The 25,552-nt window shown below is 69.1% G+C and carries 20 protein-coding genes and 1 pseudogene; 16 read left to right on the top strand and 5 right to left on the bottom strand.

The features are described 5' to 3' along the window. Positions 1–837: a bifunctional DNA-formamidopyrimidine glycosylase/DNA-(apurinic or apyrimidinic site) lyase gene (mutM, locus tag AC5Y4Q_RS19140; protein WP_064924041.1), complete on the top strand. Its 837-nt coding sequence runs from the start codon at positions 1–3 to the stop codon at positions 835–837. A gap of 7 nt (positions 838–844) precedes the next feature. Here mutM and AC5Y4Q_RS19135 read toward each other — a convergent pair whose 3' ends face one another. Next, positions 845–1,618, bottom strand: coding sequence for a PIG-L deacetylase family protein (locus tag AC5Y4Q_RS19135; RefSeq protein ID WP_499959995.1), 774 nt, complete (start codon positions 1,616–1,618; stop codon positions 845–847). Between the two features lie 484 nt (positions 1,619–2,102). Between AC5Y4Q_RS19135 and AC5Y4Q_RS19130 the strand changes: the two are divergent. From AC5Y4Q_RS19130 to AC5Y4Q_RS19100, 7 genes and pseudogenes are all read left to right on the top strand, one after another. Further along, a pseudogene (locus tag AC5Y4Q_RS19130) lies at positions 2,103–2,162 on the top strand (nuclear transport factor 2 family protein); the annotation flags it as partial. A 98-nt stretch (positions 2,163–2,260) separates the two neighbouring features. Then, positions 2,261–2,416 (top strand): hypothetical protein, encoded by a 156-nt coding sequence (locus tag AC5Y4Q_RS19125; protein ID WP_499960012.1) that lies wholly within the window; start codon positions 2,261–2,263, stop codon positions 2,414–2,416. A 48-nt stretch (positions 2,417–2,464) separates the two neighbouring features. Beyond that, positions 2,465–2,881: an OsmC family protein gene (locus tag AC5Y4Q_RS19120; protein ID WP_499959993.1), complete on the top strand. Its 417-nt coding sequence runs from the start codon at positions 2,465–2,467 to the stop codon at positions 2,879–2,881. Beyond that, positions 2,868–3,149: an acylphosphatase gene (locus AC5Y4Q_RS19115; protein ID WP_064924038.1), complete on the top strand. Its 282-nt coding sequence runs from the start codon at positions 2,868–2,870 to the stop codon at positions 3,147–3,149. The genes AC5Y4Q_RS19120 and AC5Y4Q_RS19115 overlap by 14 nt, the downstream gene beginning before the upstream one ends. Before the next feature lie 19 nt (positions 3,150–3,168). Beyond that, positions 3,169–6,762, top strand: a complete 3,594-nt coding sequence (smc, locus tag AC5Y4Q_RS19110) for a chromosome segregation protein SMC (RefSeq protein ID WP_499959991.1) — start codon at positions 3,169–3,171, stop codon at positions 6,760–6,762. A 148-nt stretch (positions 6,763–6,910) separates the two neighbouring features. Beyond that, positions 6,911–8,155 (top strand): signal recognition particle-docking protein FtsY, encoded by a 1,245-nt coding sequence (ftsY, locus tag AC5Y4Q_RS19105; protein ID WP_064924036.1) that lies wholly within the window; start codon positions 6,911–6,913, stop codon positions 8,153–8,155. Between the two features lie 64 nt (positions 8,156–8,219). Then, on the top strand, positions 8,220–9,191 hold the full coding sequence (locus tag AC5Y4Q_RS19100) for a glycoside hydrolase family 6 protein (protein WP_082952768.1): 972 nt from the start codon (positions 8,220–8,222) through the stop codon (positions 9,189–9,191). Positions 9,192–9,224: 33 nt separating this feature from the next. Here the strand turns inward: AC5Y4Q_RS19100 and AC5Y4Q_RS19095 are convergent, their stop codons facing one another. Beyond that, positions 9,225–10,268, bottom strand: coding sequence for a class I SAM-dependent methyltransferase (locus tag AC5Y4Q_RS19095; RefSeq protein WP_499960010.1), 1,044 nt, complete (start codon positions 10,266–10,268; stop codon positions 9,225–9,227). A gap of 223 nt (positions 10,269–10,491) precedes the next feature. On the opposite strand from AC5Y4Q_RS19095, the gene AC5Y4Q_RS19090 reads away from it, so the two are divergent. Continuing rightward, entirely contained in the window at positions 10,492–11,121 is a 630-nt protein-coding gene (locus tag AC5Y4Q_RS19090; protein WP_499959989.1) for a GntR family transcriptional regulator, read from the top strand. Positions 11,122–11,372: 251 nt separating this feature from the next. On the opposite strand, the gene AC5Y4Q_RS19085 is transcribed toward AC5Y4Q_RS19090, so the two are convergent. Then, positions 11,373–12,149, bottom strand: a complete 777-nt coding sequence (locus AC5Y4Q_RS19085; RefSeq protein ID WP_064924054.1) for an SDR family NAD(P)-dependent oxidoreductase — start codon at positions 12,147–12,149, stop codon at positions 11,373–11,375. Positions 12,150–12,346: 197 nt separating this feature from the next. On the opposite strand from AC5Y4Q_RS19085, the gene AC5Y4Q_RS19080 reads away from it, so the two are divergent. From AC5Y4Q_RS19080 to AC5Y4Q_RS19055, 6 genes are all read left to right on the top strand, one after another. Further along, entirely contained in the window at positions 12,347–13,678 is a 1,332-nt protein-coding gene (locus AC5Y4Q_RS19080) for a PE-PPE domain-containing protein (RefSeq protein ID WP_499959987.1), read from the top strand. 49 nt (positions 13,679–13,727) lie between these two features. Further along, positions 13,728–15,248: a hypothetical protein gene (locus AC5Y4Q_RS19075; RefSeq protein WP_499959985.1), complete on the top strand. Its 1,521-nt coding sequence runs from the start codon at positions 13,728–13,730 to the stop codon at positions 15,246–15,248. A 33-nt stretch (positions 15,249–15,281) separates the two neighbouring features. Next, positions 15,282–16,691, top strand: a complete 1,410-nt coding sequence (locus tag AC5Y4Q_RS19070; RefSeq protein WP_499959983.1) for a phytoene desaturase family protein — start codon at positions 15,282–15,284, stop codon at positions 16,689–16,691. Between the two features lie 160 nt (positions 16,692–16,851). After that, entirely contained in the window at positions 16,852–18,324 is a 1,473-nt protein-coding gene (locus tag AC5Y4Q_RS19065; RefSeq protein ID WP_499959981.1) for an ammonium transporter, read from the top strand. Next, complete coding sequence (locus AC5Y4Q_RS19060) at positions 18,230–18,568, top strand: P-II family nitrogen regulator (RefSeq protein WP_064924031.1); 339 nt, start codon at positions 18,230–18,232, stop codon at positions 18,566–18,568. Before AC5Y4Q_RS19065 ends, AC5Y4Q_RS19060 begins: the two co-directional genes overlap by 95 nt. A gap of 32 nt (positions 18,569–18,600) precedes the next feature. Beyond that, positions 18,601–21,003, top strand: coding sequence for a [protein-PII] uridylyltransferase (locus AC5Y4Q_RS19055; protein ID WP_499959979.1), 2,403 nt, complete (start codon positions 18,601–18,603; stop codon positions 21,001–21,003). A 619-nt stretch (positions 21,004–21,622) separates the two neighbouring features. On the opposite strand, the gene AC5Y4Q_RS19050 is transcribed toward AC5Y4Q_RS19055, so the two are convergent. Both AC5Y4Q_RS19050 and AC5Y4Q_RS19045 read right to left on the bottom strand, forming a co-directional pair. Further along, positions 21,623–22,804: a PPE family protein gene (locus AC5Y4Q_RS19050; protein WP_499959977.1), complete on the bottom strand. Its 1,182-nt coding sequence runs from the start codon at positions 22,802–22,804 to the stop codon at positions 21,623–21,625. 28 nt (positions 22,805–22,832) lie between these two features. Beyond that, positions 22,833–23,654, bottom strand: a complete 822-nt coding sequence (locus AC5Y4Q_RS19045; protein WP_499959976.1) for a PE family protein — start codon at positions 23,652–23,654, stop codon at positions 22,833–22,835. A 337-nt stretch (positions 23,655–23,991) separates the two neighbouring features. Here AC5Y4Q_RS19045 and ffh point away from each other — a divergent pair, with 337 nt between their 5' ends. After that, positions 23,992–25,551, top strand: a complete 1,560-nt coding sequence (gene ffh / locus AC5Y4Q_RS19040) for a signal recognition particle protein (protein ID WP_064924027.1) — start codon at positions 23,992–23,994, stop codon at positions 25,549–25,551. The last annotated feature ends 1 nt before the right edge of the window (position 25,552 follow it).

The following is a 25,552-nucleotide window of genomic DNA, read 5'->3' as shown; positions in this document are numbered from 1 at the left end:
ATGCCGGAGCTTCCCGAGGTCGAGGTGGTACGCCGCGGCTTGGACGCTCACCTGGTGGGCCGCACCCTCAGCGGCGTCCGGGTCCACCATCCACGTGCGGTGCGCCGGCACGAGGCCGGTCCTGCCGACCTGACCGGCCGGCTGCTCGGCGCCCGCATCACCGGCACCGACCGGCGCGGCAAGTATCTGTGGCTGCTGTTGAGCACCGACGAGGCGCTGGTGGTGCACCTGGGCATGAGCGGACAGATGCTGCTGGGGGAGTTGCCCGACACCAAGCACCTGCGGATCGCCGCGGTGCTCGACGACGGGACGAAGGTCAGCTTCGTCGACCAGCGGACCTTCGGCGGCTGGCAGCTCACCGAGCTGGTCACCGTCGACGGCAGCATGGTGCCGCTGCCGGTGGCGCACCTGGCCCGCGATCCGCTGGACCCGCGCTTCGACGCCGAATCGGTGGTGAACGTGCTGCGGCGCAAACACTCCGAGATCAAGCGTCAACTCCTCGACCAGACGGTGGTGTCCGGGATCGGCAACATCTACGCCGACGAAGCGCTGTGGCGTGCCGGCATCCGCGGCACCCGAATGGCCGATACGCTGTCGCGCCCGCGGTTGCGAGCACTGCTGCAGGCCGCCGGGGCGGTGATGGGTGATGCGCTGGCCGCCGGTGGCACCTCGTTCGATTCGCTCTATGTCAACGTCAACGGCGAATCCGGCTACTTCAGCCGGTCACTGGACGCCTACGGCCGCGAAGACCAGCCGTGCCGGCGGTGCGGGACGCTCATACGGCGGGCCAAGTTCATGAACCGCTCGTCGTACTACTGCCCGAAATGCCAGCGCTGACGCCGGGTCACTCGAAGATGTCGCGGTATACCCGCCCCGGCGGCAGCGTCGGGTCGACGAACCATTCCCGGCCGAAGATCAGCCCGGCGACCTGCGGTGGACATCGCATCAGCACCGCGAACAGGCGGGCCGCCGCGCCGCTGGTGCCGATCTGCGAACGGTGCGCGGCAAACGCGTCACGCTTCTGCCGGGCGTACCGAAAGACGTTGATCCGGTGGGTGATCGACGATCCCGGCGCGTAGGCGGTGCGAACCACGTCACGGCCGTACGGCGCCGGCAGCCGCAGCAGCCGAGCGGTGGCACTGATGCGGGCGAGCAACTCCCGGGGCATAGTGGCCTCCAGCACGCGTGGTGTCGCCGCGAGTTCGGCGGCCCGCTTGCCGACCTGATGCACCTGCACATGGTCCCGGTGGCCGTAGCCGCCGTTGGCCTGGTAGCTCAACAACAGATCCGCGGCTTCCTCGCGCAGGATGGCGGCCAGCCGCTGCGCGGCCTCCTCGGTGTCTGCGCGGGCGAACCTGACCCGGCCCGGGGGATCGGGATAGAACTGCGCACCGAAGCCGCTATCGGCATAGCCGAGGCATTCCAGCCGGTGTACGCCGAGCGCATCGGCGCTGGAACGTAGTTCAGCGAGGCGTTCCACGTCGTCGTTGTGCACCCGCCCATCTGTCGCTGTCACCACGACCACCCGATGTCCCTCAGCCGCCGCACGTGCCAGGGTCCCGCCGGTCAGCACCGCCTCGTCGTCGGGATGGGCGTGGAATGCGACGAGGGTGGCCATGAACGGTCAGTATGCCCCGGTGCGGTGCACTTTGCCGCGAGGCGGCTGCCGTCAGGTCCGCCGGTTTTGTCGAAAACATGCCGCAGGTGGGTCTTGACGGTGGTCAAGGACACCGACAACCCCTCGGCGATCGGCGTCAAGCCCTCGGCGCGCAGCACCAGCAGGGCCAGCTGCGATCTCATCCGTTGGGATGAGGCAATTTTGCGGCCGCAGTGCTTGCCTTGGGCGTGTGTTCGCAGCTGCATCACGGACACGAAGCCACCGATGACCCGAGGAGGTGTCAATCGTGTCGCACGTGGTCATCGCACCGACTCCGAGCCGGCCCGACAGGGCCCGGACGTCACCGGAGGTGTACCGGCAATGGCGCTGAAAGCTGGCCGGGGACAACAGAATTTACCCATGAAAGGAATCGAAGGATGTCTGAGCAGAACATCGAACTGGAAGCGGTTATCAAGCATTCGCCAGCGGTGATACCGAAGCCTTGATGGCGCTCTTCGACGACGACATCGAATGGGTGCAACCGGGTGACAGCGCGGTGAGCGGAACCTACCGGGGCAAAAAGGAACTCAGCGAGTTCGTCACGGCTCTGGCCGCGAAGGCGCCGATGATCGCTCCGCACGCTTCCTGGCCGACGGCGACACGGTGGTGGTTCTCAGCGAGGCCTCGGTCGGTGGAGAACGAGGCCACAGCGCCGAGGTTTACACCATCGGCAACGGCAAGACGCTGCGCGTCCAGGTATACGGGGACACCGCCATGATGGAACGCCAATACGGCAGAAAGAACGTCGCGGCACTCTGATCTCCCGCCGGCGTAGCCAGGCGCCGGCCTGGCGGTGAAAATGTCCCCATGACGAAACTGTGGGTGGAACGAACCGGTACCCGGCGCTACACCGGCCGCAGTTCCCGGGGCGCGCAGGTGCTGGTCGGCAGCGAGGATGTCGACGGCGTTTTCACCCCCGGCGAACTGCTCAAGATCGCCCTGGCCGCGTGCACCGGCATGTCCAGCGACGCCCCACTGGCCCGCCGCCTCGGTGACGACTACCCGGCCACGATCCAGGTCTGCGGTCCGGCCGATCGTGAGCAGGAGCGTTACCCGCTGCTGGAGGAGACCCTGGAGTTGGACCTGTCAGGTCTGGATGACGCCGAGGTGCAGCGGCTGCTGACGGTGGTGCACCGCGCCGTCGAGCAGGTGTGCACGGTGGGCCGCACGCTGCAGTCCGGCACCGAGGTGCGTTTCGAGGTCGCCGACCGTGGCCGGCCCTGACGTGCGGCTCACCGCCTGGGTGCACGGCCACGTCCAGGGCGTGGGCTTTCGGTGGTGGACCCGGTCGCGGGCGCTGGAGCTGGGGCTGACCGGGTACGCCGCCAACCGCCCCGACGGGCGGGTGCAGGTCGTCGCCCAGGGGCTCCGCGCGGACTGTCAGCGCCTGCTGGAGTTGCTGCAGGGCGGCTCCACACCGGGCCGGGTAAGCACCGTCGTCGTCGATTGGTCCGATGCCGGCGAGCCGATCGACGGCTTCGCCGAACGCTAGACCGGTAGTCTCACACCCCGTGCACCTCAAGAGTCTGACGCTGAAGGGCTTCAAGTCCTTCGCCTCGCCGACGACTCTGCGCTTCGAGCCGGGTATCACCGCCGTGGTCGGGCCCAACGGGTCGGGCAAGTCCAATGTGGTCGACGCCCTGGCCTGGGTGATGGGGGAGCAGGGCGCCAAGACGCTGCGCGGCGGCAAGATGGAAGACGTCATCTTCGCCGGCACCTCCTCGCGGGCCCCGCTGGGCCGTGCCGAGGTCACCGTCACCATCGACAACTCCGACAACGCGCTGCCGATCGAGTACGCCGAGGTGTCGATCACCCGGCGGATGTTCCGCGACGGCGCCAGCGAATACGAGATCAACGGCGCCAGCTGCCGGCTGATGGACGTCCAGGAGCTGCTGAGCGACTCCGGTATCGGCCGCGAAATGCACGTCATCGTGGGCCAGGGCCGGCTGGCGCAGATCCTGGAGTCGCGGCCCGAAGACCGCCGGGCGTTCATCGAAGAGGCCGCCGGGGTGCTCAAGCACCGCAAACGCAAGGAAAAGGCGGTCCGCAAACTCGAAGCGATGTCGGCCAACCTGGCCCGGCTGACCGACCTGACCACCGAACTGCGCCGCCAGCTCAAACCGCTGGGCCGCCAGGCCGAGGTCGCGCGCCGCGCCGCCACCATCCAGGCCGATCTGCGCGACGCCCGGCTGCGGCTGACGGCCGACGACCTGGTCACCCGGCAAACCGAATTCGCCGGGACCACCGAAGCCGAGGCGGCGCTGCGCCGCGAACACGACCAGATCACCGAGCGGCTGACGGTGGCCGCCGACGAGCTGACCGCCCACGAGTCAGCGGTCGCCACCTTGACTCAGCGCGCCGAAGCCGCACAGCAGACCTGGTTCTCGCTGTCGGCGCTGGCCGAGCGGGTCAGCGCCACCGTGCGGATCGCCAGCGAACGCGCCCATCATCTCGACGAGGAGCCGATCACCACCGGCGGCGTGGACCCGGACGCGCTGGAGGCCGAGGCCGAGCAGGTGGCCGCCGCCGAGCAGCAGCTGCTGGCCGAACTGGCCGAGGCCGGTACCCGGCTCGAGGCCGCCCGCACCGAGTTGGCAGAACGCGAGCGTCGCAGCGCCGAGGCCGAGAAGGCGCACCTGGCCGCGGTGCGCGCCGAAGCCGACCGCCGCGAGGGTTTGGCCCGGCTGACCGGTCAGGTGGAGACGATTCGGGCGCGCGTCGAGTCGATCGACGCCCACGTCGCACAGCTGTCGGCGCGCATCGAGGAGGCCGCCGCGCGCGCCCAGGCCGCCCAGGCCGAGTTCGAAACCGTGCAGGGCCGGGTCGGTGAGCTCGACCAGGGCGAGGTCGGCCTCGACGAGCAACACGAGCGGACGGTGGCCGCCTTGCGGCTGGCCGATGAGCGGGTCGCCGAACTCCAGGCCGCCGAGCGCAGCGCCGAACGGCAGGTCGCCTCCCTGCGCGCCCGCATCGACGCGTTGTCGATGGGGCTGGAACGCCGCGACGGCGCCGCTTGGCTGGCCCAGAACCACAGCGGCGCCGGCCTTTTCGGGTCGATCGCCAAGCTGGTCAAGGTGCGCTCGGGCTACGAGGCGGCGCTGGCCGCGGTGCTCGGGTCGGCCGCCGACGCGCTGGCCGCGGAAAACGCCGGTGCAGCCCGCGCGGCGCTGAACGCGCTGAAAAGCGCCGACGGCGGGCGGGCCGCGATCGTGCTGGGGGACTGGCCGCTGCCACCGCCCCCCGAGGGCACCAGGGCCCTGCCCGACGGAGCGCAGTGGGCGCTGGAGCTGATCGAGGCCCCCGACCGGCTGCGCGGCGCGATGACGGCCATGCTGTCGTCGGTGGTGGTGGTCACCGACCTGCCCGCGGCACTGGACCTGGTGGCCGCCCGCCCAGGGTTGCGCGCGGTGACGGTCGAGGGCGACCTGGTCGGCGCCGGGTGGGTCAGCGGCGGATCGGACCGCAAGCCGTCCACGCTGGAGATCAACAGCGAGATCGACAAGGCGCGCGCCGAGCTGGCCGCCGCCGAAACGCAGGTCGGACAGCTCAGCGCGGCCCTATCGGGGGCCCTGGCCGAGCAGGCCACCCGCCAGGACGCCACCGAGCAGGCACTGGCCGCGCTCAACGAATCCGACGCCGCGATTGCCGCGACCCACGAGCAGCTGGGCCGGCTCGGGCAGGACGCCCGCGCCGCCGAGACCGAGTGGCGCCGCCGGCTGCGGGAACGCGAAGAGCTGGAGGCCGGGCGGGCGCAGGCCGTCACCGAACTCGGTGAACTGGAGGCCCGGCTGCGCAACGCCGAACAGGACGAGCCGACCGCCGCCGCGGAGCCGGTCGACCGCCAGCAGATCGCGGCCGCCGCCGAGGCGGCCCGCAGCGTCGAGGTGGAGGCCCGGCTGGCGGTGCGCACTGCCGAGGAGCGTGCCAACGCCGTTCGGGGCAAAGCGGATTCGCTGCGCCGGGCGGCCGCCGCCGAACGCGAGGCGCGGGTGCGCGCCGAACAGGCCCGTGCCGCCCGTGCGCTCGCCGCGACCACGGCCGCCGCGGTGGCCGACGCCGGGACGGCGTTGGCCCAGCGCCTGCAGCTGGTGGTGGTGGCGGCGGCGCGGATCAGGGACGGGCTGGCCGGCGAACGCCAGCAGCGGGCCGCCGCGATGGCCGCGGTCCGCGATGAGGTGAACTCCCTGAGTACGCGCATCACCGCGCTCACCGAGTCGCTGCACCGCGACGAAGTCGCCAAGGCGCAGGCCGCGTTGCGGATCGAGCAACTTGAGCAGACGGTGCTCGAACAGTTCGGGATGAGTTCGGCGGACCTGATCGCCGAATACGGGCCCGATGTGCCGTTGCCGCCGACCGAGCTGGAACTCGCCGAATTCGAGCAGGCCCGGGAGCGCGGTGAGCAGGTGACCGCGCCCGCCCCGATGCCCTTCGACCGGCCCACTCAGGAGCGTCGTGCCAAGCGCGCCGAACGGGAACTGGCCGAGCTGGGCCGGGTCAATCCGCTGGCCCTGGAGGAGTTCGCCGCACTCGAAGAGCGCTATAACTTCTTGTCCACGCAGCTCGAGGACGTCAAAGCGGCCCGCAAGGACTTGCTCGACGTGGTGTCGGAGGTCGACGCACGCATCCTGCAGGTGTTCACCGATGCCTACGCCGACGTTGAGCGCGAATTCACCGAGGTGTTCGCCGCGCTGTTCCCCGGCGGGGAGGGCCGGCTGCTGCTGACCGACCCCAGTGACATGCTGACCACCGGCGTCGACGTGGAAGCCCGTCCGCCCGGCAAGAAGGTCAAGCGGCTGTCGCTGCTGTCCGGTGGGGAGAAATCACTGACCGCGATCGCCATGCTGGTTGCGATCTTCCGGGCCCGCCCGTCGCCGTTCTACATCATGGACGAGGTCGAGGCCGCGCTCGACGACACCAATCTGCGGCGCCTGCTGGCGCTGTTCGAGATGCTGCGGGCCCGCTCACAGCTGATCGTCATCACCCACCAGAAGCCGACGATGGAGGTCGCCGACGCGCTGTACGGGGTGACCATGCAGGGCGACGGGATCACCGCGGTGATCTCCCAGCGCATCCGCGGCGAGGAGCTGGTCTCCAGCCCGGGCTAGCTGTGATGTCCGGAATACCGTCCGGGCCCGGCGCCGTGGGTCGCCCGCAGCTGGATTGGCTGCGGAGTACCCGCGTCGGCGTCGTGGGCGCGGACTGCCGGGCACCACCGGCAGGCCATGCTCACCTTGGCCCTGAAACAATGGCGGGGTGACTGAAGGTCTCTGGATTGCCATCGCGGTCGCCGCCGCACTCGTCGTTATCGCCGCACTGATCTTCGGCCTGCTGCGCCACCGCCGGCGGCGCATCAGCTTGTCCGCGCCGCAGCGCGAGAGCCTGGACCGCTCGGGCGGCTACGCCGCCTCCTCGGATATCACGTTCAGCCGTACCGAGCCCCCGGCCCCCGTCATCGGAGACGACGCCACGGAGCCCCGGGATGCACCCCGGCGCACGATCACCGAGGTCGAATTACCCGAAGCGCCCCCCGAGCCCCCGGCAGCGCCCGCCGCCGTCGAGACCGTGGAGCCGGAGATCGAACCGGTGGACGGCCGGCTGCAGCGTCTGCGGGGCCGACTGGCCAAGTCGCAGAACGCGTTGGGGCGCAGCATGCTCGGGCTGCTCGGCGGCGGAGACCTGGACGACGACTCCTGGCAGGACGTCGAGGACACCCTGCTGGTCTCCGATCTGGGGCCCACCGTCACCGAATCGGTGGTCTCGCAGCTACGCGAACGGCTGGCCGGCGGGCAGGTGCGCACCGAGGCCGAAGCCCGCGCGGTGCTGCGTGACGTGCTCATCGGTGAGCTGCAGCCCGGCCTGGACCGCTCCATCCGGGCGCTGCCGCACGACGACCACCCGTCGGTGCTGCTGGTGGTCGGGGTCAACGGCACCGGCAAGACCACCACCGTCGGCAAGCTGGCCCGCGTGCTGGTGGCCGACGGCCGGCGGGTGGTGCTGGGCGCTGCCGACACCTTCCGGGCCGCGGCGGCCGACCAGTTGCAGACCTGGGCGGCGCGGGTGGGCGCCGAGGTGGTGCGCGGACCCGAGGGCGCCGACCCGGCCTCGGTCGCCTTCGACGCCGTCGACAAGGGCGTGTCGTCCGGCGCCGACGTGGTGGTCATCGACACCGCCGGCCGGCTGCACACCAAGACCGGCCTGATGGACGAACTCGGCAAGGTCAAGCGGGTGGTGACGCGCCGCGCGGCGGTCGACGAGGTGTTGCTGGTGCTCGACGCCACCATCGGGCAGAACGGCCTGGCGCAGGCGCGGGTATTCGCCGACGTCGTCGATATCACCGGGGTGGCGCTGACCAAGCTGGACGGCACCGCCAAGGGTGGCATTGTGTTCCGGGTGCAGCAGGAGCTGGGGGTGCCGGTCAAGCTGGTGGGGCTCGGTGAGGGGCCCGACGACCTGGCGCCGTTCGAGCCGGCCGCCTTCGTCGACGCGCTGCTCGGCTGAGCAGGCCAGTATTCGATCGTGACCGTCTTGTGACCACGGGTCGGCCATAAGGTAATTTCTGCCTGTGCTCCCCTCAGCATTCGGCGCGATCGCGCGCTGCCTCACCCCCCTCTTGGCCGCTGCGACCCTGGCCGGCGCGGCCCCGGCACTGGCCGATGAGGGCAACCCGCTGGCCGGGATGCCCTTCTACGTCGATCCCGTCTCGAAGGCGATGCATGCGGCCAACGCGCAGCCGGAGAGCGCCGAGTTGGCCCGGGTGGCCAACACTCCGCAGGCCTACTGGCTCGACCAGGCGTTCGGGGTCGGTAGCGTCGGCGCGACGGTGGCCCGGCACACCGGGGCGGCGGCCGCGGCCGGTGCCATGCCGGTGCTGGTGCTCTACGCGATCCCGCACCGTGACTGCGGCAGCTACGCCGCGGGCGGATTCTCCTCCGGGGCGTCCTACCGCGCCTGGATCGACAGCGTCGCCGACGGGATCGGCGGCAACCCGGCCGCGATCATCGTCGAACCCGACGCGTTGGCGATGGCCGACTGCCTGTCAGGCGATCAGCGCCAGGAGCGTTTCGACCTGATCAGCTATGCCGTCGACACCCTGGGCCGCAACCCGGCGACGGCCGTCTACGTCGATGCCGGGCACTCGCGCTGGGTCAGCGCCGGCGAAATGGCCAACCGGCTCAACCAGGCCGGGGTGGCGCGTGCGCGGGGCTTCGCCCTGAACTCCACGAACTATTTCAGCACCGAAGAGGAGATCGGCTACGGCGAAGAGATCTCCGGGATGACGGGCGGTGCCCACTACGTGATCGACACCTCCCGCAACGGCAACGGCCCGGCGGAAGGCGATCCGTTCGGGTGGTGCAACCCCAGCGGACGGGCGCTGGGTACGCCGCCGACCGCCGACACCGCGGGCGCGCACGCCGACGCCTACCTGTGGGTCAAGCGGGTGGGGGAGTCCGACGGCAGCTGTGGTTCCGGTGAACCGGCAGCGGGCCACTTCGTCAGCGAGTACGCCATCAACCTGGCGCGCAACGCGGGCTGACCCAAGGCACCGAGCCCGGCGCCGCGTGCACCGTCACAGCTTGCGGGCGATGTAGTAGTAGTTCGACGGGTCCTCGTCGATCTCAGTGCATTTCACCTCGGTGAACCCGGCGTCGGCCAGCATCGACATGGCGAGCTGGCGGCCCCACATGGTGCCCAGTCCGGCACCGTCCAGCGCCAACGAGACGGGCATGCAGTGCATCAGGGAGACCGTGTAGCGGTAGGTGTTGGTGGGCACGCCGATGTTGTCTTCCAGCTGGCTTGATGCCCGCGAATCAGCCATCAGGAAGGTGCCCCCGGGCCGTAGGGATCGATAGATGTTCTCCAGCACCCGCGCCGGGTGTGCCTGATCGTGAATGGCGTCGAACGCGGTGACGAGGTCGTACGCCGAAGCGCGGTCGAACGTCGTCAGGTCGTGGCTCTCGAAGGTCGCATTCCGCAATCCCCGTTGGGCCGCTTCCCGGGTCGCCCGTTCGATGCCTTCGGACGAGAAGTCGATGCCGGTGAAGCGGCTGTTGCCGAAGGCCGCCGCCATCACGTTGACGGCGTGGCCGCTGCCGCAGCCGAAATCGGCCACCTCCGCGCCGTCGCGCAGCCGTTGCGGTAAGCCGTCGACCAGAGGTAGGACGGTGTCGACCAGCGCAGTGTCGAACACTTCACCGCTGCGTTCTGCCATCACGGCATGGAAACGGGGGTAGTCGCTGTAGGGCAGCCCCCCGCCGTGCTGGAAGCACCCCAACACTTTCTGTTCGACCTCGCCGAGCAGGGCGATGTACTGCGCCACGCGCGCGAGGTTGGCGGACCCGGCAGCACGGGTCAACGCCGCAGCATGGTGCGGCGGCAGTCGATATGACGCGGTTGCGGCGTCGTAGTCCACCACACCGGCCACGGTTGTGCCCCCCAGCCACTCGCGGACATAGCGTTCGTTGAGCCCGGTGACAGCGGCGATCTCAGCGCTGGTCGCGGGTGCTGACAGGTTGGCCAACGCATCGAACAGGCCGCTTTGGTGACCGAGGCTCAGCAGCAGCGCAAGGCTGGCGGCGTCCAGCGCATCGGTGATCCGATCGGCGAACGCCATTGCAACGGCAGCAGATTCCTCCGGCTGATGCGCGCCCACTGGTGTTGTCACCGCACTCCTCAATTTCCCCGCGCCGGCAGGCGCAGCTCGCCGGATCAGGCCCGAGCGATTCGAACCACACCTAGGATACTAGCGGTATCCTAGAGGGTGCGAACCGTCGGCCGGATATCATCTGCCGGGCCCAGGCTTGGACGCGAACCATCGAGATCCGGAGAGGAGGCGCATGGCCGCCGGGTCTGCCAATTCCGCGCAGCACGCCCATGCGGTGATCCGCGCGGGCATCCTCAGCGGCGAATACCCCGCTGGGGCCATGCTCAGCGAGTCGAGCCTGGCGGCGTCGATGTCGATGAGCCGAACGCCGGTGCGTGCGGCTCTGGGCCGTCTACAAGACGAGGGACTGGTGCGCATCTACCCCAAGCGCGGCGCGCTGGTATGCGAACTGAGTGTCGACGACATCCGCGAGTCAGCCCAGGTGCGGCACGCCTTTGAATGCGCCGGGGTGCAGCTCGCCGATCCGGAAGCTCGCCGACTCCTGGGTGCGCGTCTCCTGGACAACCTTGACGGACAACAGGACGCATTGCGTCGGCGCGACTATCCGGGCTTCGCGGCCTTGGCCATGCAGTTTCACCGGGCCTTCGTGGAGCTTGCCAACAACTCCACGATGCTGGCGTTCTACGACCGCCTTCAGGACCGCCAGTACCTCTCGATCATGCGCAGCTCGACGGTCAGCGGAGACCCCGACCTTGTGCTGGCCGAACATCGGAGCCTGCTGCGTGATGCCGAATCCGGTGAGTGGATGACCTTCTCGACCCGGCTCCGCGAACACCAGTCACGCGGTAACGAGTTCGAATAGTCGACCGGGGCCCCGGATGCGGCGGAATCGGCTGGAGAGGACCGCATCCTTCGGCGTTCAAACGCGTCGCAATCGTGTCAGACAAGGGCCGCTCACGTTCGGCACGCGCTGGAGTGGAGGATTCCCGGAGAGCTGGCGGTGTACGGCCGTGACGAACTCGACCCCGCCACGGAATGGGCCGCCGGCTCAGTGATCAGGTGCCCGACGCAGAAGGCCCCCGATTACCGGGGGCCTTCGGGGTCGGAATCCGGCTACTTCGGCGGCATCCGGATGCCGCCGTCCACCCGGACGACCTCGGCGTTCATGTAGGAGTTGGTGAGCAGCTCGACCACCATCGACGCCAGCTCCTCGGGCTTGCCGAGCCGGTGCGGGAACAGCACGGACTCACCGAGTTTGGCCTTGAACGCCTCGGAGGCCTCGCCTTCGCCGTAGATCGGGGTGTCGATCAGGCCCGGTGCGACGGTGTTCACCCGGATACCGACCGCGGACAGGTCGCGGGCCACCGGCAGGGTCAGACCCACGACCCCGCCCTTGGACGACGAGTAGGCGGCCTGGCCGATCTGGCCGTCGAAGGCGGCAACACTGGTCATGTTGACGATCGCGCCCCGCTCGCCGGTGTCGGTCAGCTCGTTGCGGCTCATCGCGGTGGCCGCGATCCGGATGCAGTCGAAGGTGCCGACCAGATTGATGTCGAGCACCTTTTTGTACAGGTCCAGGTTGTGCGCCGACTCGAACTGGCCGTCTTTGCCGATGGTGCGCTGGGCCCAGCCGATACCGGCCGAGTTCACCAGTGCCCGCAGCGGTCCGAGGTCCGCCGCCGTGTTGACGGCGTCGATGATCTGCTCGGTGCTGGTCACGTCGACCGGCACGAACACCCCGCCGATCTCGTGGGCCAGCGCCTCACCCTTGTCGGCCTGCAGGTCGGCGACGACGACCCGGGCACCTTTGGCGGCCAACTGGCGGGCAGTCGCCGCACCGATTCCTGATGCGCCACCGGTAACGATCGCGCTTGCTCCATTAATATCCACGGCAGACACTTTACGCGGACGCCTTTCCGGCCCGGGTTTCGGCCGATGGAAATGGCCGACATTATCACTACGTCCCAATAAGCGAAGTTATGTCAGCCTGGCTGGCATTCCGCGGAACTACTGACTAAAACTGTTGCGGGTGATCTAATTTCGATCAGGTAACGGTTCGGTCGCAGGGTCAGGGGTTGGGAGCTTTCATGGCAGAACTGGTCGCGGCGTCGGGTCCGACCGGCGCGAGCGCGCCGCGTCGTAGACACGTACTCGTCGCTGCCGTAAGCGTTTTCGCCGTCTTCGCCGGCATACTCGGCCTGTCGCCGCTCACCGCCCGGTCGTCTGCTGCGTCAGCGCCGGCGGTGCAGTTGACCGAGGGATCCATCGCATTCGTTATGGGCGGCAGCGGGATTCCATTGCCGTCGGACGGTTATGTCAACGCCGCTAACCTCTTCTATTTGCAGCCGCACGGCTTCACCGGCACCGCGCAATCACTGTTCACGCCGCAGTTGTACTTCCCGGGAAACCTCTCGGAAGTCCAGGGCGCCCAGATCCTGGCCGAGGCGATCAACAAGGAGGTCGCCACCGGCGAAGTGAACGCCGAAAACCCGGTGTATGTGTTCGGCTACTCGCAGAGCGCGGCGATGTCGGCGATGACCATGGAGCAGCTCCAGCATCAGGGCGTGCCGGCTGAGGACGTCCACTTCGTGCTGGTCGGCAACGCCGCCAACCCCAACGGTGGCATTGTCGAAATGCTCAACCTATGGGGCGGCGACCTCACCTTCTGGAACGGATTGACCCTGGGGCACCCGACTCCGGACTACTACACCACCGACGTCTACACGATGGAATACGACGGGTACGCCGACTTCCCGAAATACCCGCTGAACCTGCTGTCCACGCTCAACGCCATCGCCGGCATGTTCTTGATCCACGACGGATACCTGGGGCTGAGCCACGAGGACATCGCCAACGCAATCCCCTTGGACTCCACCGACCCCTCGGGCCTGACCAACTACTACATGATCCCCACCGAACACCTGCCGCTGCTGGATCTGTTGCGGCTCAACCCGGTCTGGGGCAGCCCGTTGGCGGCTCTGCTGGAACCGAGCATGCGCATCCTGGTCAACCTCGGCTACGGCAGCCTCACCGAAGGCTGGAACCAGGGCCCGGCCAACGTACCGACCACCATCAGCTGGGACCTGCTGCCGAGCAACATCAGCCTGACCGACATCAACGCCGCGCTGTCCAATGCTTGGACGCAAGGGGTCCAGGACATGTTCAAGGAATTGCAGGACCCCAAGACCTACATCCCCGGGGGATTCCTTGGGGAGGAACCGTTCTCGATGCTGTGGACCGCGGCGCAGCGGGTGTTCTTGGACATGCAGGACGCCGGCTCGCTGTTCGGCGGTTCGGCAGAGGCCACCGACCCCGCGGACACCGACTTCCCGAACTCCCTCGGGTCTGTCGTGGACGGTAACCCCGACCTTTCGTGGATCGCCGACTTGCTCGGCCTCGACACGATCGACCCCGCCTAAGCCAGCCTCGGCCAGTCGGCGCAGCACAGTCTCAGAAAGGTCAATCCCCATGAATCGTCGTCATCGTCGCGCTACCGGGCAGCGTGGTCGCACCGCGGCCGGCCGGTTCTGTCGTGCCGTGGCGGGCGCCGCAGCGGCGTTGGCGCTGGCGCTGACGCCCATGGCGACCGCGCCGTCGGCCCAGGCGGATTTCGACGTCTTCGACCCCGGCACGTGGTTCGACCTGTCGGCGTTCGATCAGGTCGACATCGGCATGGCCAGCGCCGATCCGATCGATATCGGCTCGGTCGACTTCAATGCCTTCGAGCCGGCCGACTGGGCGCAGCTCTACCAGGACGCCTTCTACCTCCCCATCCACGATGCCCTGGAGAGCTTCCTGCATAACGCCGGTAACCAGCTGCTGATCGACCTGATCAATACGCCGTGGGTGTTGATGTTCGGCCGCGATCTGATCGGCGACGGCATCGACGGCTTCAACGGCGTCAACAACTCGCTATTCGGCTGGCTCGGTCTGGGCGACCTCGGCGACGGCGGCTTCCTCTTCGGTGACGGGGGCACCGGTGCCGCCGGCGTGCCCGGGATCAACGACGGCATGGGTGGTGCCGGCGGCGATGCCGGCTTGTTCGGTAACGGTGGTGCGGGCGGTCAGGGAGCCGCCGCCTACCTTGCCACCGACGGCACGGTGGTCGAAGCCGGTGCCGGTGGCCAGGGCGGCTCGGGTGGCTTGTGGTTCGGCGATGGCGGTGCCGGCGGCCAGGGCGGTACCGGGTTCCACGACACGCTGGACGGCTCGACGCTGGTGTCGCACGACGGCGGCGACGGCGGGGCAGGCGGCGACGCCCTGGCCGGTTGGGGCTTCGGCGGAGCCGGTGGCCGCGGCGGGTCGGGTTGGGCCGGGGTCAACGGATCCGAGGTCACCGCACTCAACGGCGGTGACGCGGGCAACGGCGGTGTCGGCGGCAAAGCCGGCTGGTTCCTGGGTATCAGCGGTGACGGCGGTGACGGCGGCGCCGGTGGAGCCGGAGCGGCCGGTGCCGCCGGCACGGCTTCTCAGCCGATGGGCGGCAACGGCGGCAACGGCGGCGACGGCGGTCGCGGTGGAGCGGCCGGCGCCAACAACGCATGGATCGGCGGGGCGGGCAAGGCCGGAGTAGACGGTGATGGCGGCGCCGGTGGCGCGGGCGGTGCCGGCTTGAACAACCCGCTCGGCGTGGGAGGCCGCGGCGGCGACGGTGGCTCGGGTGGAGCCGCCGGTCACGGCACCACCGGTGGCACCGGCGGCGCCGGAGGCGTCGGCGGTGCCGGCGGCAGCGGCCTGACCGGTGCTAACGGCGGTCGCGGCGGAAACGGCGGCGCGGCCACCAACCTGGTGGACAGTGCCGGGGGTGCCGGGGGTGCCGGTGGCGCCGGTGGTAACGGCATCGTCGGTCCCGGCGGCGACGGCGGGCACGGGGGCAACGGCGGAGCGACCGACGGAGCATCCGGTAGCCCCGGTGCGGCCGGTCTACCCAACGACGGCGGGACGGGTGGCGCCGGCGGCGCCGGCGGTGCACCGGGCAAGCACGCCTAGCGCCGCCGGGTGCTGCCGGCCGGAGGTGTCGGCGTGAGCACAGCGATTGTGGTGGGCGGCGGGCCCAATGGGCTCGCCGCCGCCGTGACCCTTGCCCAGCACGGCGTGCAGGTCACTGTGCTCGAGGCCGCCGACGAGGTCGGTGGTGGCACCCGCAGCAGCGAAGCCATCCTGCCGGGCCTGCTGCACGACGACTGCTCAGCGATCCACCCGATGGCCGTCGGCTCCCCGTTCCTGTCCAGCCTCGACGTGGACCGCTACGGCTTGCGGTGGCGCTGGCCGCAAATCGATTGCGCCCATCCGCTCGACGACGGCAGCGCCGGGGTGCTGTACCGCTCGGTCGAGCAGACCGCCGCGGGCCTGGGCCGCGACGGCGGCCGCTGGCGACGACTCTTCGACCGCCCGGTCGCCCGGTTCGATGCGCTCAGCACCGACATCATGGGCCCCTTGCTGCGACTGCCGCACCATCCACTGACCCTGGCCCGGTTCGGCGCGCCCACGATGCTGCCCGCGTCCGCAGTGGCCCGCTGGTTCACCACCCCGCAAGCGCGGGCGCTGTTCGCCGGCGTTGCCGCGCACGCGTTTCGGCCACTGCATTACCCGATGACCTCGGCGATCGGGCTGGGCATCCTCACGGCCGGCCACCGGCACGGCTGGGCGGTGGCCGCCGGGGGATCACAGGCGATCGCCAACGCCATGGCCGCCGCGCTGACCGAGCTGGGCGGCACCATCGAGACCGGGGTGCCGGTGACCTCTGCGGCGGAACTGCCGCCCGCCGACGTGACGCTGTTCGACCTGGCACCTGAGGCTGTGGCCGGGATCCTCGGTTCCCGCCTGCCGCCGCGGGTGTCCGCGGCCTATCGGCGGTTCCGGCGCGGGCCGGGCGCCTTCAAAGTCGACTTCGCCGTCGAGGAGGGTGTGCCGTGGACCAACCCCGACGCCCGGCTGGCCGGCACCGTGCACCTGGCCGGGCCGCACCGCGAGCTGGCTGCCACCGAACGCGACATCCACGCCGGACGCATGCCCGAGCGGCCCTTCGTCCTGGTGGGTCAGCAGTATCTGGCCGACCCGCAACGCTCCGTCGGCAACGTGCACCCGGTGTGGACCTACGCCCACGTGCCCAACGGCTACACCGGGGATGCCACCGCGGCGATCATCGCCCAGATCGAGCGGTTCGCCCCGGGTTTCCGCGACCGCGTCATCGGCCACACCGTGCGCAGCACCACCGAAATGCCGCGCTACAACCCCAATTTCGTGGGCGGTGACATCATGACCGGGGCAAAAGACCTCCGCCAGTTGACCTTTGGCCCGCGCGTTACGCTGTCGCCCTACAGTACGGGGATCCCCGGCGTGTATATCTGCTCGGCGGCAACCCCACCGGGGCCGGGCGCGCACGGCATGTGCGGCGCCAACGCCGCTCGCCTCGCGTTGCGCCAGCTGTAGCGAACATCCCTGGTGTCGCGGCCCGCATACGGCCCTGCTGTGTGAGCAGGTTGTGACATGCCCGCAACAGCGCAGCGCTGCAGGCGAAACAACAACTCCGCATTGTTTGACCAACTTGGTCTACGTACCGGGCAGCTGGTCGGCGAGGAGGTCTGGACTCTTGGATCGTTTTCCGATTATGGGGGTGCCGGACACCGGCGATTCCGCCTGGATGCTGATCAGCGCCGCGCTGGTCCTGCTGATGACACCGGGCCTGGCGTTCTTCTACGGCGGGATGGTGCGCGCCAAAAGCGTGCTGAACATGATCATGATGAGCGTCAGCGCGATGGCTGTGGTGACCGTGTTGTGGGTGCTCTACGGGTACTCGCTGGCCTTCGGCGACGACGTGGGCAATGTGCTGGGCCGCCCCACCGACTACTGGGGCTTGAAGGGCCTGATCGGTGTCAACGCCGTGCCCGCCGGTTCCGGCGGCACCGGCTCGGCGGTTGAGATTCCGGTCGTCGGTACGGTGCCGCAGAACGTCTTCGTCGCCTTCCAGTTGATGTTCGCGATCATCACGGTGGCCTTGATCTCGGGAGCGGTTGCCGATCGGTTGAAGTTCGGAAGCTGGCTGCTGTTCGCCGCTCTGTGGGTGAGCCTCGTCTATTTCCCTGTCGCGCACTGGGTGTTCGCGTTCGACGGAGCGGCGGCAGCCCACGGCGGCTGGATCGCCAACAAGCTGCACGCGATCGACTTCGCCGGCGGCACCGCGGTGCATATCAACGCGGGCACCGCAGCGCTGGTGCTTGCCGTCATCCTGGGCCGGCGCCGCGGCTGGCCCGCGGCGATGCGTCCGCACAATCTCCCGTTGGTGATGCTCGGAGCCGCCATGCTGTGGTTCGGCTGGTATGGGTTCAACGCGGGCTCGGCGGTCAGCGCCAACGGTGTCGCGGGGTCGACCTTCATCACCACCACGGTTGCGGCCGCCGCGGCAATGCTCGGTTGGCTGTTGGCCGAGCGAATTCGAGACGGGCATGCCACGTCACTGGGTGCGGCATCGGGAATAGTCGCCGGTCTGGTTGCCATCACCCCGTCATGCGCCTCGGTGAACGTCGTCGGCGCGCTGGTGATCGGTGTCGTCGCCGGTGTCGCCTGCGCTTTGGCGGTGGGGTTGAAATACCGTTTCGGCCTGGACGATTCCCTTGATGTCGTGGGGGTGCATCTGGTCGGCGGGCTGGTCGGCACCGTGCTGGTGGGTTTCCTGGCGGCACCTGCGACCGCCGCGATCGCAGGCGGTGCCGGCGTATCGCCCGGCTTGCTCTACGGAGGCGGTACACAGCAGTTGTGGCGCCAGATCATCGGCGCGCTCAGCGTTGCGGCCTATTCGGCGGTGGGCACAGCTGCCGTGGCATGGATCGTCAAGTACACCATCGGACTGCGTCTGGACGCAGAAGCCGAGGCCTCGGGCATCGACGAAGCGCTACATGCCGAAAGCGGCTACGACTTCGCGGTCGACGGCAGCCCGGCCCCCGCCTACTCCGCCGAAGAGAGAAGAGAGTATGAAGCTGATCACCGCGATCGTGAAGCCGTTCACGCTGGAGGACATCAGGACCGGCCTGGAACAGGCGGGCCTGCAGGGTATGACCGTCAGTGAGGTTCGGGGTTACGGGCGGCAGAAGGGCCACACCGAGGTCTACCGAGGGGCGGAGTATTCGGTTGACTTCGTCCCGAAGTTGCGGGTCGAGGTACTGGTCGACGACGTTGCGGTAGAGCAGATTCTGGACATCATCGCGCGGGCGGCGCGCACCGGAAAGATCGGCGACGGCAAGGTGTGGGTGAGCCCGGTGGAGACGGTGATGCGGGTGCGTACCGGTGAGCGCGGAGCAGATGCCGTATGAGATCCGATCCGAGTTGACCTCGGTGGGCCGCGATGACGCAACGCGAAGGGAACCCCGCCACACGGTCGGTGCGATCTTCCCGCACCACCATGGATTTGGCGCGGGCACGGGCAGCGCTTCGCTCGGAGTCCGCGGGCCGGCTGGACTCCGCCGCGCTGCGTGATGAGTGGCGACGGCTGCACGAGCGCTGGTTGACCGCGAAGGCGACGGAGATCGGCATCGCGGCGGACAGCGGATTCGCGATCGTCGCGACCGGTTCGCTGGGCCGGTGCGAGTTGCTTCCCCACTCAGACCTGGACCTGCTGCTGCTGCACGACGGCAAATCCGCCGACGCCGTCGCAGAGGTTGCCGCGCTGTTGTGGTATCCGCTGTGGGATGCCGGAGTTCGCCTCGACCACAGTGTGCGCACCGTGGCCGAGGCGATCGAGGTCGCCGGTGCCGATCTGTTCGCCGACCTGGGCATGCTGGACGCGCGCCATATCGCCGGTGATGAACGGCTCTCGACGCAGCTGATCCACGAGGTGCGCCACCGGTGGCGGTACGGAATCCGCTCCCGTTACAGCGAACTCATCGAAACGACGCACGCACGGTGGCGGCGTAGCGGCGAAGTAGCGCATCGCATCGAGCCCGACCTGAAATGCGGACGCGGAGGGTTGCGCGACGTGCAGTTGCTTGACGCGCTGGCAATCGCGCACCTTGCGGACCGTGCGACGGTCTGCCGCTCGGAGGCCCGAGGAGGTTTGGTCGACGCGTCATACCTCCGGCTGCTGGATGTCCGTACCGAATTGCATCGAGTCTCCGGGCGCGGACACGACCTGCTGATGGCCCAGTACGCCGACGAGATCGGTGCTGCACTGCGCATCGGCGACCGGTACGACCTGGCGCGCAGCCTGTCCGATGCGGCGCGCACCATCACTTACCGCGTTGACATGGGCCTGCGAATCGCTGCCAACGCTCTGCCGAGACGCGGAATCTCAGCGGTGCGGCCGCGGCTGCGGAGACCACTGGATGACGGCGTGGTCGCATTCGCCGGAGAGGTGGTACTGGCCCGCGACGCCCGGCCTGAGCGCGATCCCGGTCTGCTGTTGCGGGTGGCGGCCGCCTCGGCCCGCACCGGATTGCCCATCGCGCCAGCCACGTTGAGCCGGCTGGCTAGCGATGCGCCCGACCTGCCGGTGCCGTGGCCTCGGGAGGCCGTCGACGACCTTTTGGTACTACTGGGCGCCGGCCCGGCGACGGTGACGACCATCGAGGCGCTGGATCGCAGTGGGCTGTGGGGCCGGCTGTTCCCGGAATGGGCGATGATCCGCGACCTGCCGCCCCGCGACCCTGTCCACATCTGGACCGTCGACCGTCATCTCATCGAAACCGCTTCTCGGGCTGCGGCGTTCACAACCCAGGTGGCACGTCCGGATCTGCTGGTCCTTGCGGCTCTGCTGCACGACATCGGCAAGGGCCGCAGCGGCGATCACGGCCTGATCGGTGCCGAGCTGGTGGCCCGGATCGGTACTCGGCTGGGCTTGTGGCCCTGTGACGTCACGATGCTCGCCACTTTGGTGACACATCACCTGCTGCTGTCGAAGGTCGTCACCCGGCACGATCTGAATGATCCGAACGTCATCGCCTGTGTTGCGGCGGCACTGGGCGCAGACGTAGTGACGCTCGAGGTATTGCACGCGTTGACCGTGGTCGACGCGCTGGCCACCGGCCCGGAGGCATGGAGCGGCTGGAAGGCAACTTTGGTCACCGACCTGGTTCGACGCTGCCGCCTCGTGATGGCCGGTGAGCCGCTGCCGCAGGGCGACCCGGTCGACACCGAGTACGTCGTGCTGGCGAAGGCGGGTGATGTACACGTGGATCTGCGCCGCGACCCCGGTGGACGCACCTACCGCGCGGTCATGATCGCCCCCGCCCAGCGCGGTCTGCTGTCGAAGGCTGCGGCGGTGTTGGCGATGAATTCGTTGCGGGTGCACGCGGCGACGGTCAACATTCGGGACGGGTCGGCGATCACCGAGTTCGTGGTGTCTCCGCATTTCGGCGCCCCGCCGGTCGCCCAGCTAGTTGGCGAGCAGTTCCGTCTTGCGCTCTCAGGCGGTATCGACGTCCAGGCCAGGTTGCAGCGACGTCGGGACGAATCGCACCGGATCATTTGCGGTGAGGTTCCCGCCGGCGTCCCGGCGAGCGGCCCGGCGGCCCCGCCTCGCATCTTGTGGTTCGACAGCACGCCCGGCCGGCTGATCGTCGAAGTCCGCGCTGCGGACCGCCCCGGCCTCCTGGCACGGCTTGCCGCGGCGCTGGAACGGGCCGGCGCCGACGTCGTGTGGGCGAAGGTCACCACCAGGGGATCGACGGCAGACGACGTGTTCTGTGTCGTCCTGCCGGCGCCGAGGGATCGAACGGTGATCGAGAAGCATCTGCTCAGCGCGTTGGTCTGACGCTGTACTTTTCGCCATTGTTCAGGCCGCGGCCCGCCGTTTTCTGATGCCGAGCGGACGTGGAGTTCATCGATATTGCGGGGGTACCGATCAATTGTCGCCCGCGCATGAAGCAAAGCCGCTTGCCAGTTTTCTGTATCGCGCGCGAGATGCCCACGAATTAATCCAATAACGCTTCGGCAGTTTACGTTCTCGCGAAATTAGATGCTGGGACCGCGCAAGGCACTGGGTGAGTGAGCCGCTGGGAGTCAGGAACTTGCCAGGAATGACCCGTAGCGTGTGAGCACGGTGAAACACGGGCGAAACATCGCGACGATGCGCGACGGCAGCAGGATGACGCGTGCCGGGCTGGCCGTAGCCGGCGCGGTCTTGGCCGTCGGGTTCAGCGGTGTCGGCGCGTTCGGCACCTCGGCGGCGACTTCGCCGCCGAGTCGGGCGGTAGCGGCGCCGAGCGCAGGTTCTCCCGGTCCTCAAGCGTGCATCATCGGCCTCAACTGCGGCTGCATCCGCCACCGAACCTGTCCGAAGTATCGACGTCCGTCGGCCCCCCTACCTGAGCCCCAGATGGAGGGCGAGGTCCCCGCGGTGAACCGAGACCACGGGGTCGCTCCGGCCGCTGTCAGACGAACACCTGCTTGGGCATCACGGTCGGCTTGACGCCGTAGCGGGGCAGACCCGAACCGAACCCGGAGCGTCCGGCGCAGGCCGCTGATCCGATCCCGGCCGGTACGGCGTGCATCGGCGCTGCCTCCTCGGCGGCAGCGGTCCAGCCCGAGCCGGTCGATGCCGCGACTTCAGTGCTCGCCGCCGCCGACCACGAGGCTGGCACCGACACCTCGCCGACGGTGGCGGCCTGGCCCAGTCCGGCCACCACCGGCGCCGCGCCGGACGCCATCACCCCCGCCGGTTGCGCCATGCCGGCCAGGACCGCCGGGCCCAAGCCGGCCGCGAGACCTTCGGCGCCGGTTACGTCGGATACCAGGCTGGCCGGCCCGGCCAAGGCCAAGGTGTGGCCCAGCGACACCGCAGTCGGGATTGCGGTACACACAAACCATGCCGCGGTGTTCACGCCTCCGTTGATGGCGTTCGAGAACAAGGGGGTGCCCAGGAAGAGGTCGACGGCGTTGCCGAGGGGCATGGCCGTCGACGTCGACGAGGCCAGCGGTGAGCTGACCGTCTGCAACGCCCCCTGCAGGGTCGTCAGGGCGTGGGCCAGTTCCTGCTGGAGGCCCCCGGCTGCAGTGGCGCCGGCGACCGCCGATCCGGCCGGGTTGGTGGGCTGCGGCGCCGGAGAGATCGGCGACAACTCTGCTGCGCTGGCCGACGCGGTGCTGTAGCCGAACATGGCCAGGGTGTCCTGCGCCCACATCTCCAGGTAGTGGGCCTCGGTGGCCAGGATCGCCGGGGTGTTCTGCCCGAGCAGATTCGATGCGACCAGTGCCGCCAGCTGTGCCCGGTTAGCGACGATCACGGGCGGGGGCACCGTCGCCGCGTGGGCGACCTCGAAGGCGGCCGCCGAGGCCATCGCCTGCGAACTGGCATGGTGGGCGGCAGCGGAGGTGGTGTTCAGCCAGGTCAGATAGGGGGCTACGGCGGCGGTCATCGCCGCCGCAGCCGGCCCCGTCCACAGTTCGCCGGTCAACTCTGAGATCACCGCCTGGGCGGACGCTGCCGAAGCCTCCAGCTCGGCGGCCAGGCTGCTCCACGCCGAGGCGGCCGACATCAGCGGCCCGGACCGGGCCCCGCTGTACATCCAGGCGGACACGATCTCCGGGGGGAGGGCTCCGAAATCGAAAGACATGCGGGTATCCGATCCTCGTCGGGCGGGGCTAGACCGCGGGCTGCTTGGGTACGACGGTGGGCTTGGCGCCATAGCGCGGCGCGCCGAATCTTCCGATGCCGCGGTCGCCGGGTGCCGCCGACGGCAGGGCGGCAGGTACGGCTGCCAGGCTCGGCGTGGCGTGCGGGGCGACTGCGCTCGCGGTCGCCGGACGGGCCGGAGTGGCGCCCGCCGCGGCGGCGCCTTCGCCGGCCCAGTTCGGCGCGGCCGAGGCGCCCATTGCGGTGGCCTGTGCCAACCCGGCCGGTGTCGCACCCACGCCGGCCGCCGGCCCCGCCGCGCCGGCCGGCATGGCCTGGTCGAACCCGACCAGGCTCCCTGCTTCGGCGGCGACCTCTTCGGGAAAGTCGAGAAGACCGCCGCCGGCCAGGCCGAGCAGGGCCGAGCAGGCAGAGGCCCAGTTACCCATTCCGATGTTGCCGATATTGGCGGCGTTGCCGGACAGCAGCGAAGAACTGCCGCTGGTCGGGACGCCGAGGATGTCGGTCAAGAACCCCTGGATCGCCGCGTCCAGCGACGTCGCGGACTGGTTGGTCGCCTCGGCGGTGGAGTACGCAACGGCGTTCTGCCCAAGGGCACCCACGAGCTGCTGGTGAACGACCGCCGCTTGGTCGCTGATCGACTGGTAGAGGCTGCCGTAGGTCGCGAACACCGCCGCCTGCAGTTGGGAGACCGGGTCCGTACCCGCCGGGGCAATGGCGGTGGTGGGGATTCGTATCGAGGCGCTCTGTGCGGCGAGGGCTTCGCCGATGCCCTGCAGCTCGCCCGCGGCTGAGGTCATTGCTTCAGGCCCCGCTTTCACAAATGACATGTGTTCTCCTCGGAGCGAATCGAACCGGAAACCGAGAGATCCGATGGGCTGACTGTCGATGCGAGGAAGCATTGCAGAATTAGAGCGACCGCAGCGATCGGTAACATTTAATTAGCAGCTGGGTGCGTATCTTTAACGAAAACAAGCGGAGCGTGAAAGCTCTGAAACCCTTGTTTAACGGGCGCGAATCTCGCGATTAACTGTGCAATTTATCTAACCTCGCGGTCATAATACGTGTTCGGGATATCGCGGTGGCGGCGTCCGCTGCACCACGCGGTCTGCCGCGAGGTCCCCTTCGCCTGCCGGCTCGCGCGGGGAGCAGTTATAGGCTGGCTGCGTGTTTGAATCGCTCTCCGACCGGTTGACCTCGGCCCTGCAGGGACTGCGCAGCAAGGGGCGTCTGACCGACGCCGACATCGACGCCACCGCGCGGGAGATCCGGCTGGCACTGCTGGAAGCCGACGTGTCGCTGCCGGTGGTGCGGGAGTTCATCGGCCGGATCAAGGACCGCGCCAAGGGCGCGGAGGTCTCCGGTGCCCTCAACCCGGCCCAGCAGGTCGTCAAGATCGTCAACGAAGAGCTCATCGGCATCCTCGGCGGGCAGACCCGCACACTCGCGTTCGCCAAGACCCCGCCGACGGTCATCATGCTGGCCGGTCTGCAGGGCGCGGGTAAGACCACTCTGGCCGGCAAACTGGCCACCTGGTTGCGCGGCCAGGGGCACACCCCGCTGTTGGTGGCCTGCGACCTGCAGCGCCCGGGGGCGGTCAACCAGCTGCAAGTGGTCGGGGAGCGCGCCGGGGTCGCCGTGTTCGCCCCGCATCCGGGCACCTCCGCGCAGGCGCACGAGGCCCAGATCGGCATCGGAGACCCGGTCGCGGTCGCCGCCGCCGGCCTGGCCGAAGCCAAAGCCAAACACTTCGACGTCGTCGTCGTCGACACCGCCGGGCGGCTCGGCATCGACGAGGAGATGATGGCCCAGGCCGCCGCCATCCGCGACGCGGTCCAGCCCGACGAGGTGCTGTTCGTGCTGGACGCGATGATCGGCCAGGACGCCGTCACCACCGCCGACGCCTTCCGCGAGGGGGTCGGCTTCACCGGTGTGGTGCTGACCAAGCTCGACGGCGACGCCCGCGGTGGCGCGGCGCTGTCGGTGCGGGAGGTCACCGGCGCGCCGATCCTGTTCGCGTCCACCGGCGAGAAACTGGAGGACTTCGACGTCTTCCACCCCGACCGGATGGCCAGCCGCATTCTGGGCATGGGTGACGTGCTGAGCCTGATCGAGCAGGCCGAGCAGGTCTTCGACGCGCAGAAGGCCGAGGAGGCCGCCGCCAAGATCGGCACCGGGGAGCTCACGCTGGAGGACTTCCTCGAGCAGATGCTGGCGATCCGCAAGATGGGCCCGATCGGCAACCTGCTGGGCATGCTGCCGGGGGCGGGCCAGATGAAGGACGCGCTGGCCGCCGTCGACGACAGCCACCTCGACCGGCTGCAGGCGATCATCCGCGGCATGACGCCCGCCGAGCGGGCCGACCCGAAGATCATCAACGCCTCCCGCCGGCTGCGCATCGCCAACGGTTCCGGGGTCAGCGTCTCGGAGGTCAATCAGCTCGTCGACCGGTTCTTCGAGGCCCGCAAGATGATGTCGTCGATGATGGGCGGGATGGGTCTGCCCGGGCTCGGCCGCAAGAGCAGTACCCGCAAAGCCGCGAAGGGCAAGGGGAAGAAGGGCGGCAAGAAGCGCGGGCCCACCCCGCCGAAGGTGCGCAGTCCATTCGGGCCGGGCATGCCGGCCGGTTTCCCGGATCTGTCGCAGATGCCCGAGGGGCTCAACGAGCTGCCGCCCGGGCTGGCCGATTTCGACCTGTCCAAGCTGAATTTCCCGGGCCAGAAGTAGT

This window comes from Mycobacterium sp. NGS16 (genome assembly GCF_059813225.1).
Note: the sequence above shows the minus strand (reverse complement) of the source record. Positions and strands in the feature narration are given on the sequence as shown.

What these genes read in the sequence shown, in the direction of transcription:
- mutM (WP_064924041.1), top strand. Translation starts at nt 1, where the DNA reads ATGCCGGAGCTTCCCGAGGTCGAGGTGGTACGCCGCGGCTTGGACGCT.
- AC5Y4Q_RS19135 (WP_499959995.1), bottom strand. Translation starts at nt 1,618, where the DNA reads ATGGCCACCCTCGTCGCATTCCACGCCCATCCCGACGACGAGGCGGTG.
- AC5Y4Q_RS19120 (WP_499959993.1), top strand. Translation starts at nt 2,465, where the DNA reads ATGACGAAACTGTGGGTGGAACGAACCGGTACCCGGCGCTACACCGGC.
- AC5Y4Q_RS19095 (WP_499960010.1), bottom strand. Translation starts at nt 10,268, where the DNA reads ATGGCGTTCGCCGATCGGATCACCGATGCGCTGGACGCCGCCAGCCTT.
- AC5Y4Q_RS19090 (WP_499959989.1), top strand. Translation starts at nt 10,492, where the DNA reads ATGGCCGCCGGGTCTGCCAATTCCGCGCAGCACGCCCATGCGGTGATC.
- AC5Y4Q_RS19080 (WP_499959987.1), top strand. Translation starts at nt 12,347, where the DNA reads ATGGCAGAACTGGTCGCGGCGTCGGGTCCGACCGGCGCGAGCGCGCCG.
- AC5Y4Q_RS19075 (WP_499959985.1), top strand. Translation starts at nt 13,728, where the DNA reads ATGAATCGTCGTCATCGTCGCGCTACCGGGCAGCGTGGTCGCACCGCG.
- AC5Y4Q_RS19060 (WP_064924031.1), top strand. Translation starts at nt 18,230, where the DNA reads ATGAAGCTGATCACCGCGATCGTGAAGCCGTTCACGCTGGAGGACATC.
- AC5Y4Q_RS19055 (WP_499959979.1), top strand. Translation starts at nt 18,601, where the DNA reads ATGACGCAACGCGAAGGGAACCCCGCCACACGGTCGGTGCGATCTTCC.
- AC5Y4Q_RS19050 (WP_499959977.1), bottom strand. Translation starts at nt 22,804, where the DNA reads ATGTCTTTCGATTTCGGAGCCCTCCCCCCGGAGATCGTGTCCGCCTGG.
- AC5Y4Q_RS19045 (WP_499959976.1), bottom strand. Translation starts at nt 23,654, where the DNA reads ATGTCATTTGTGAAAGCGGGGCCTGAAGCAATGACCTCAGCCGCGGGC.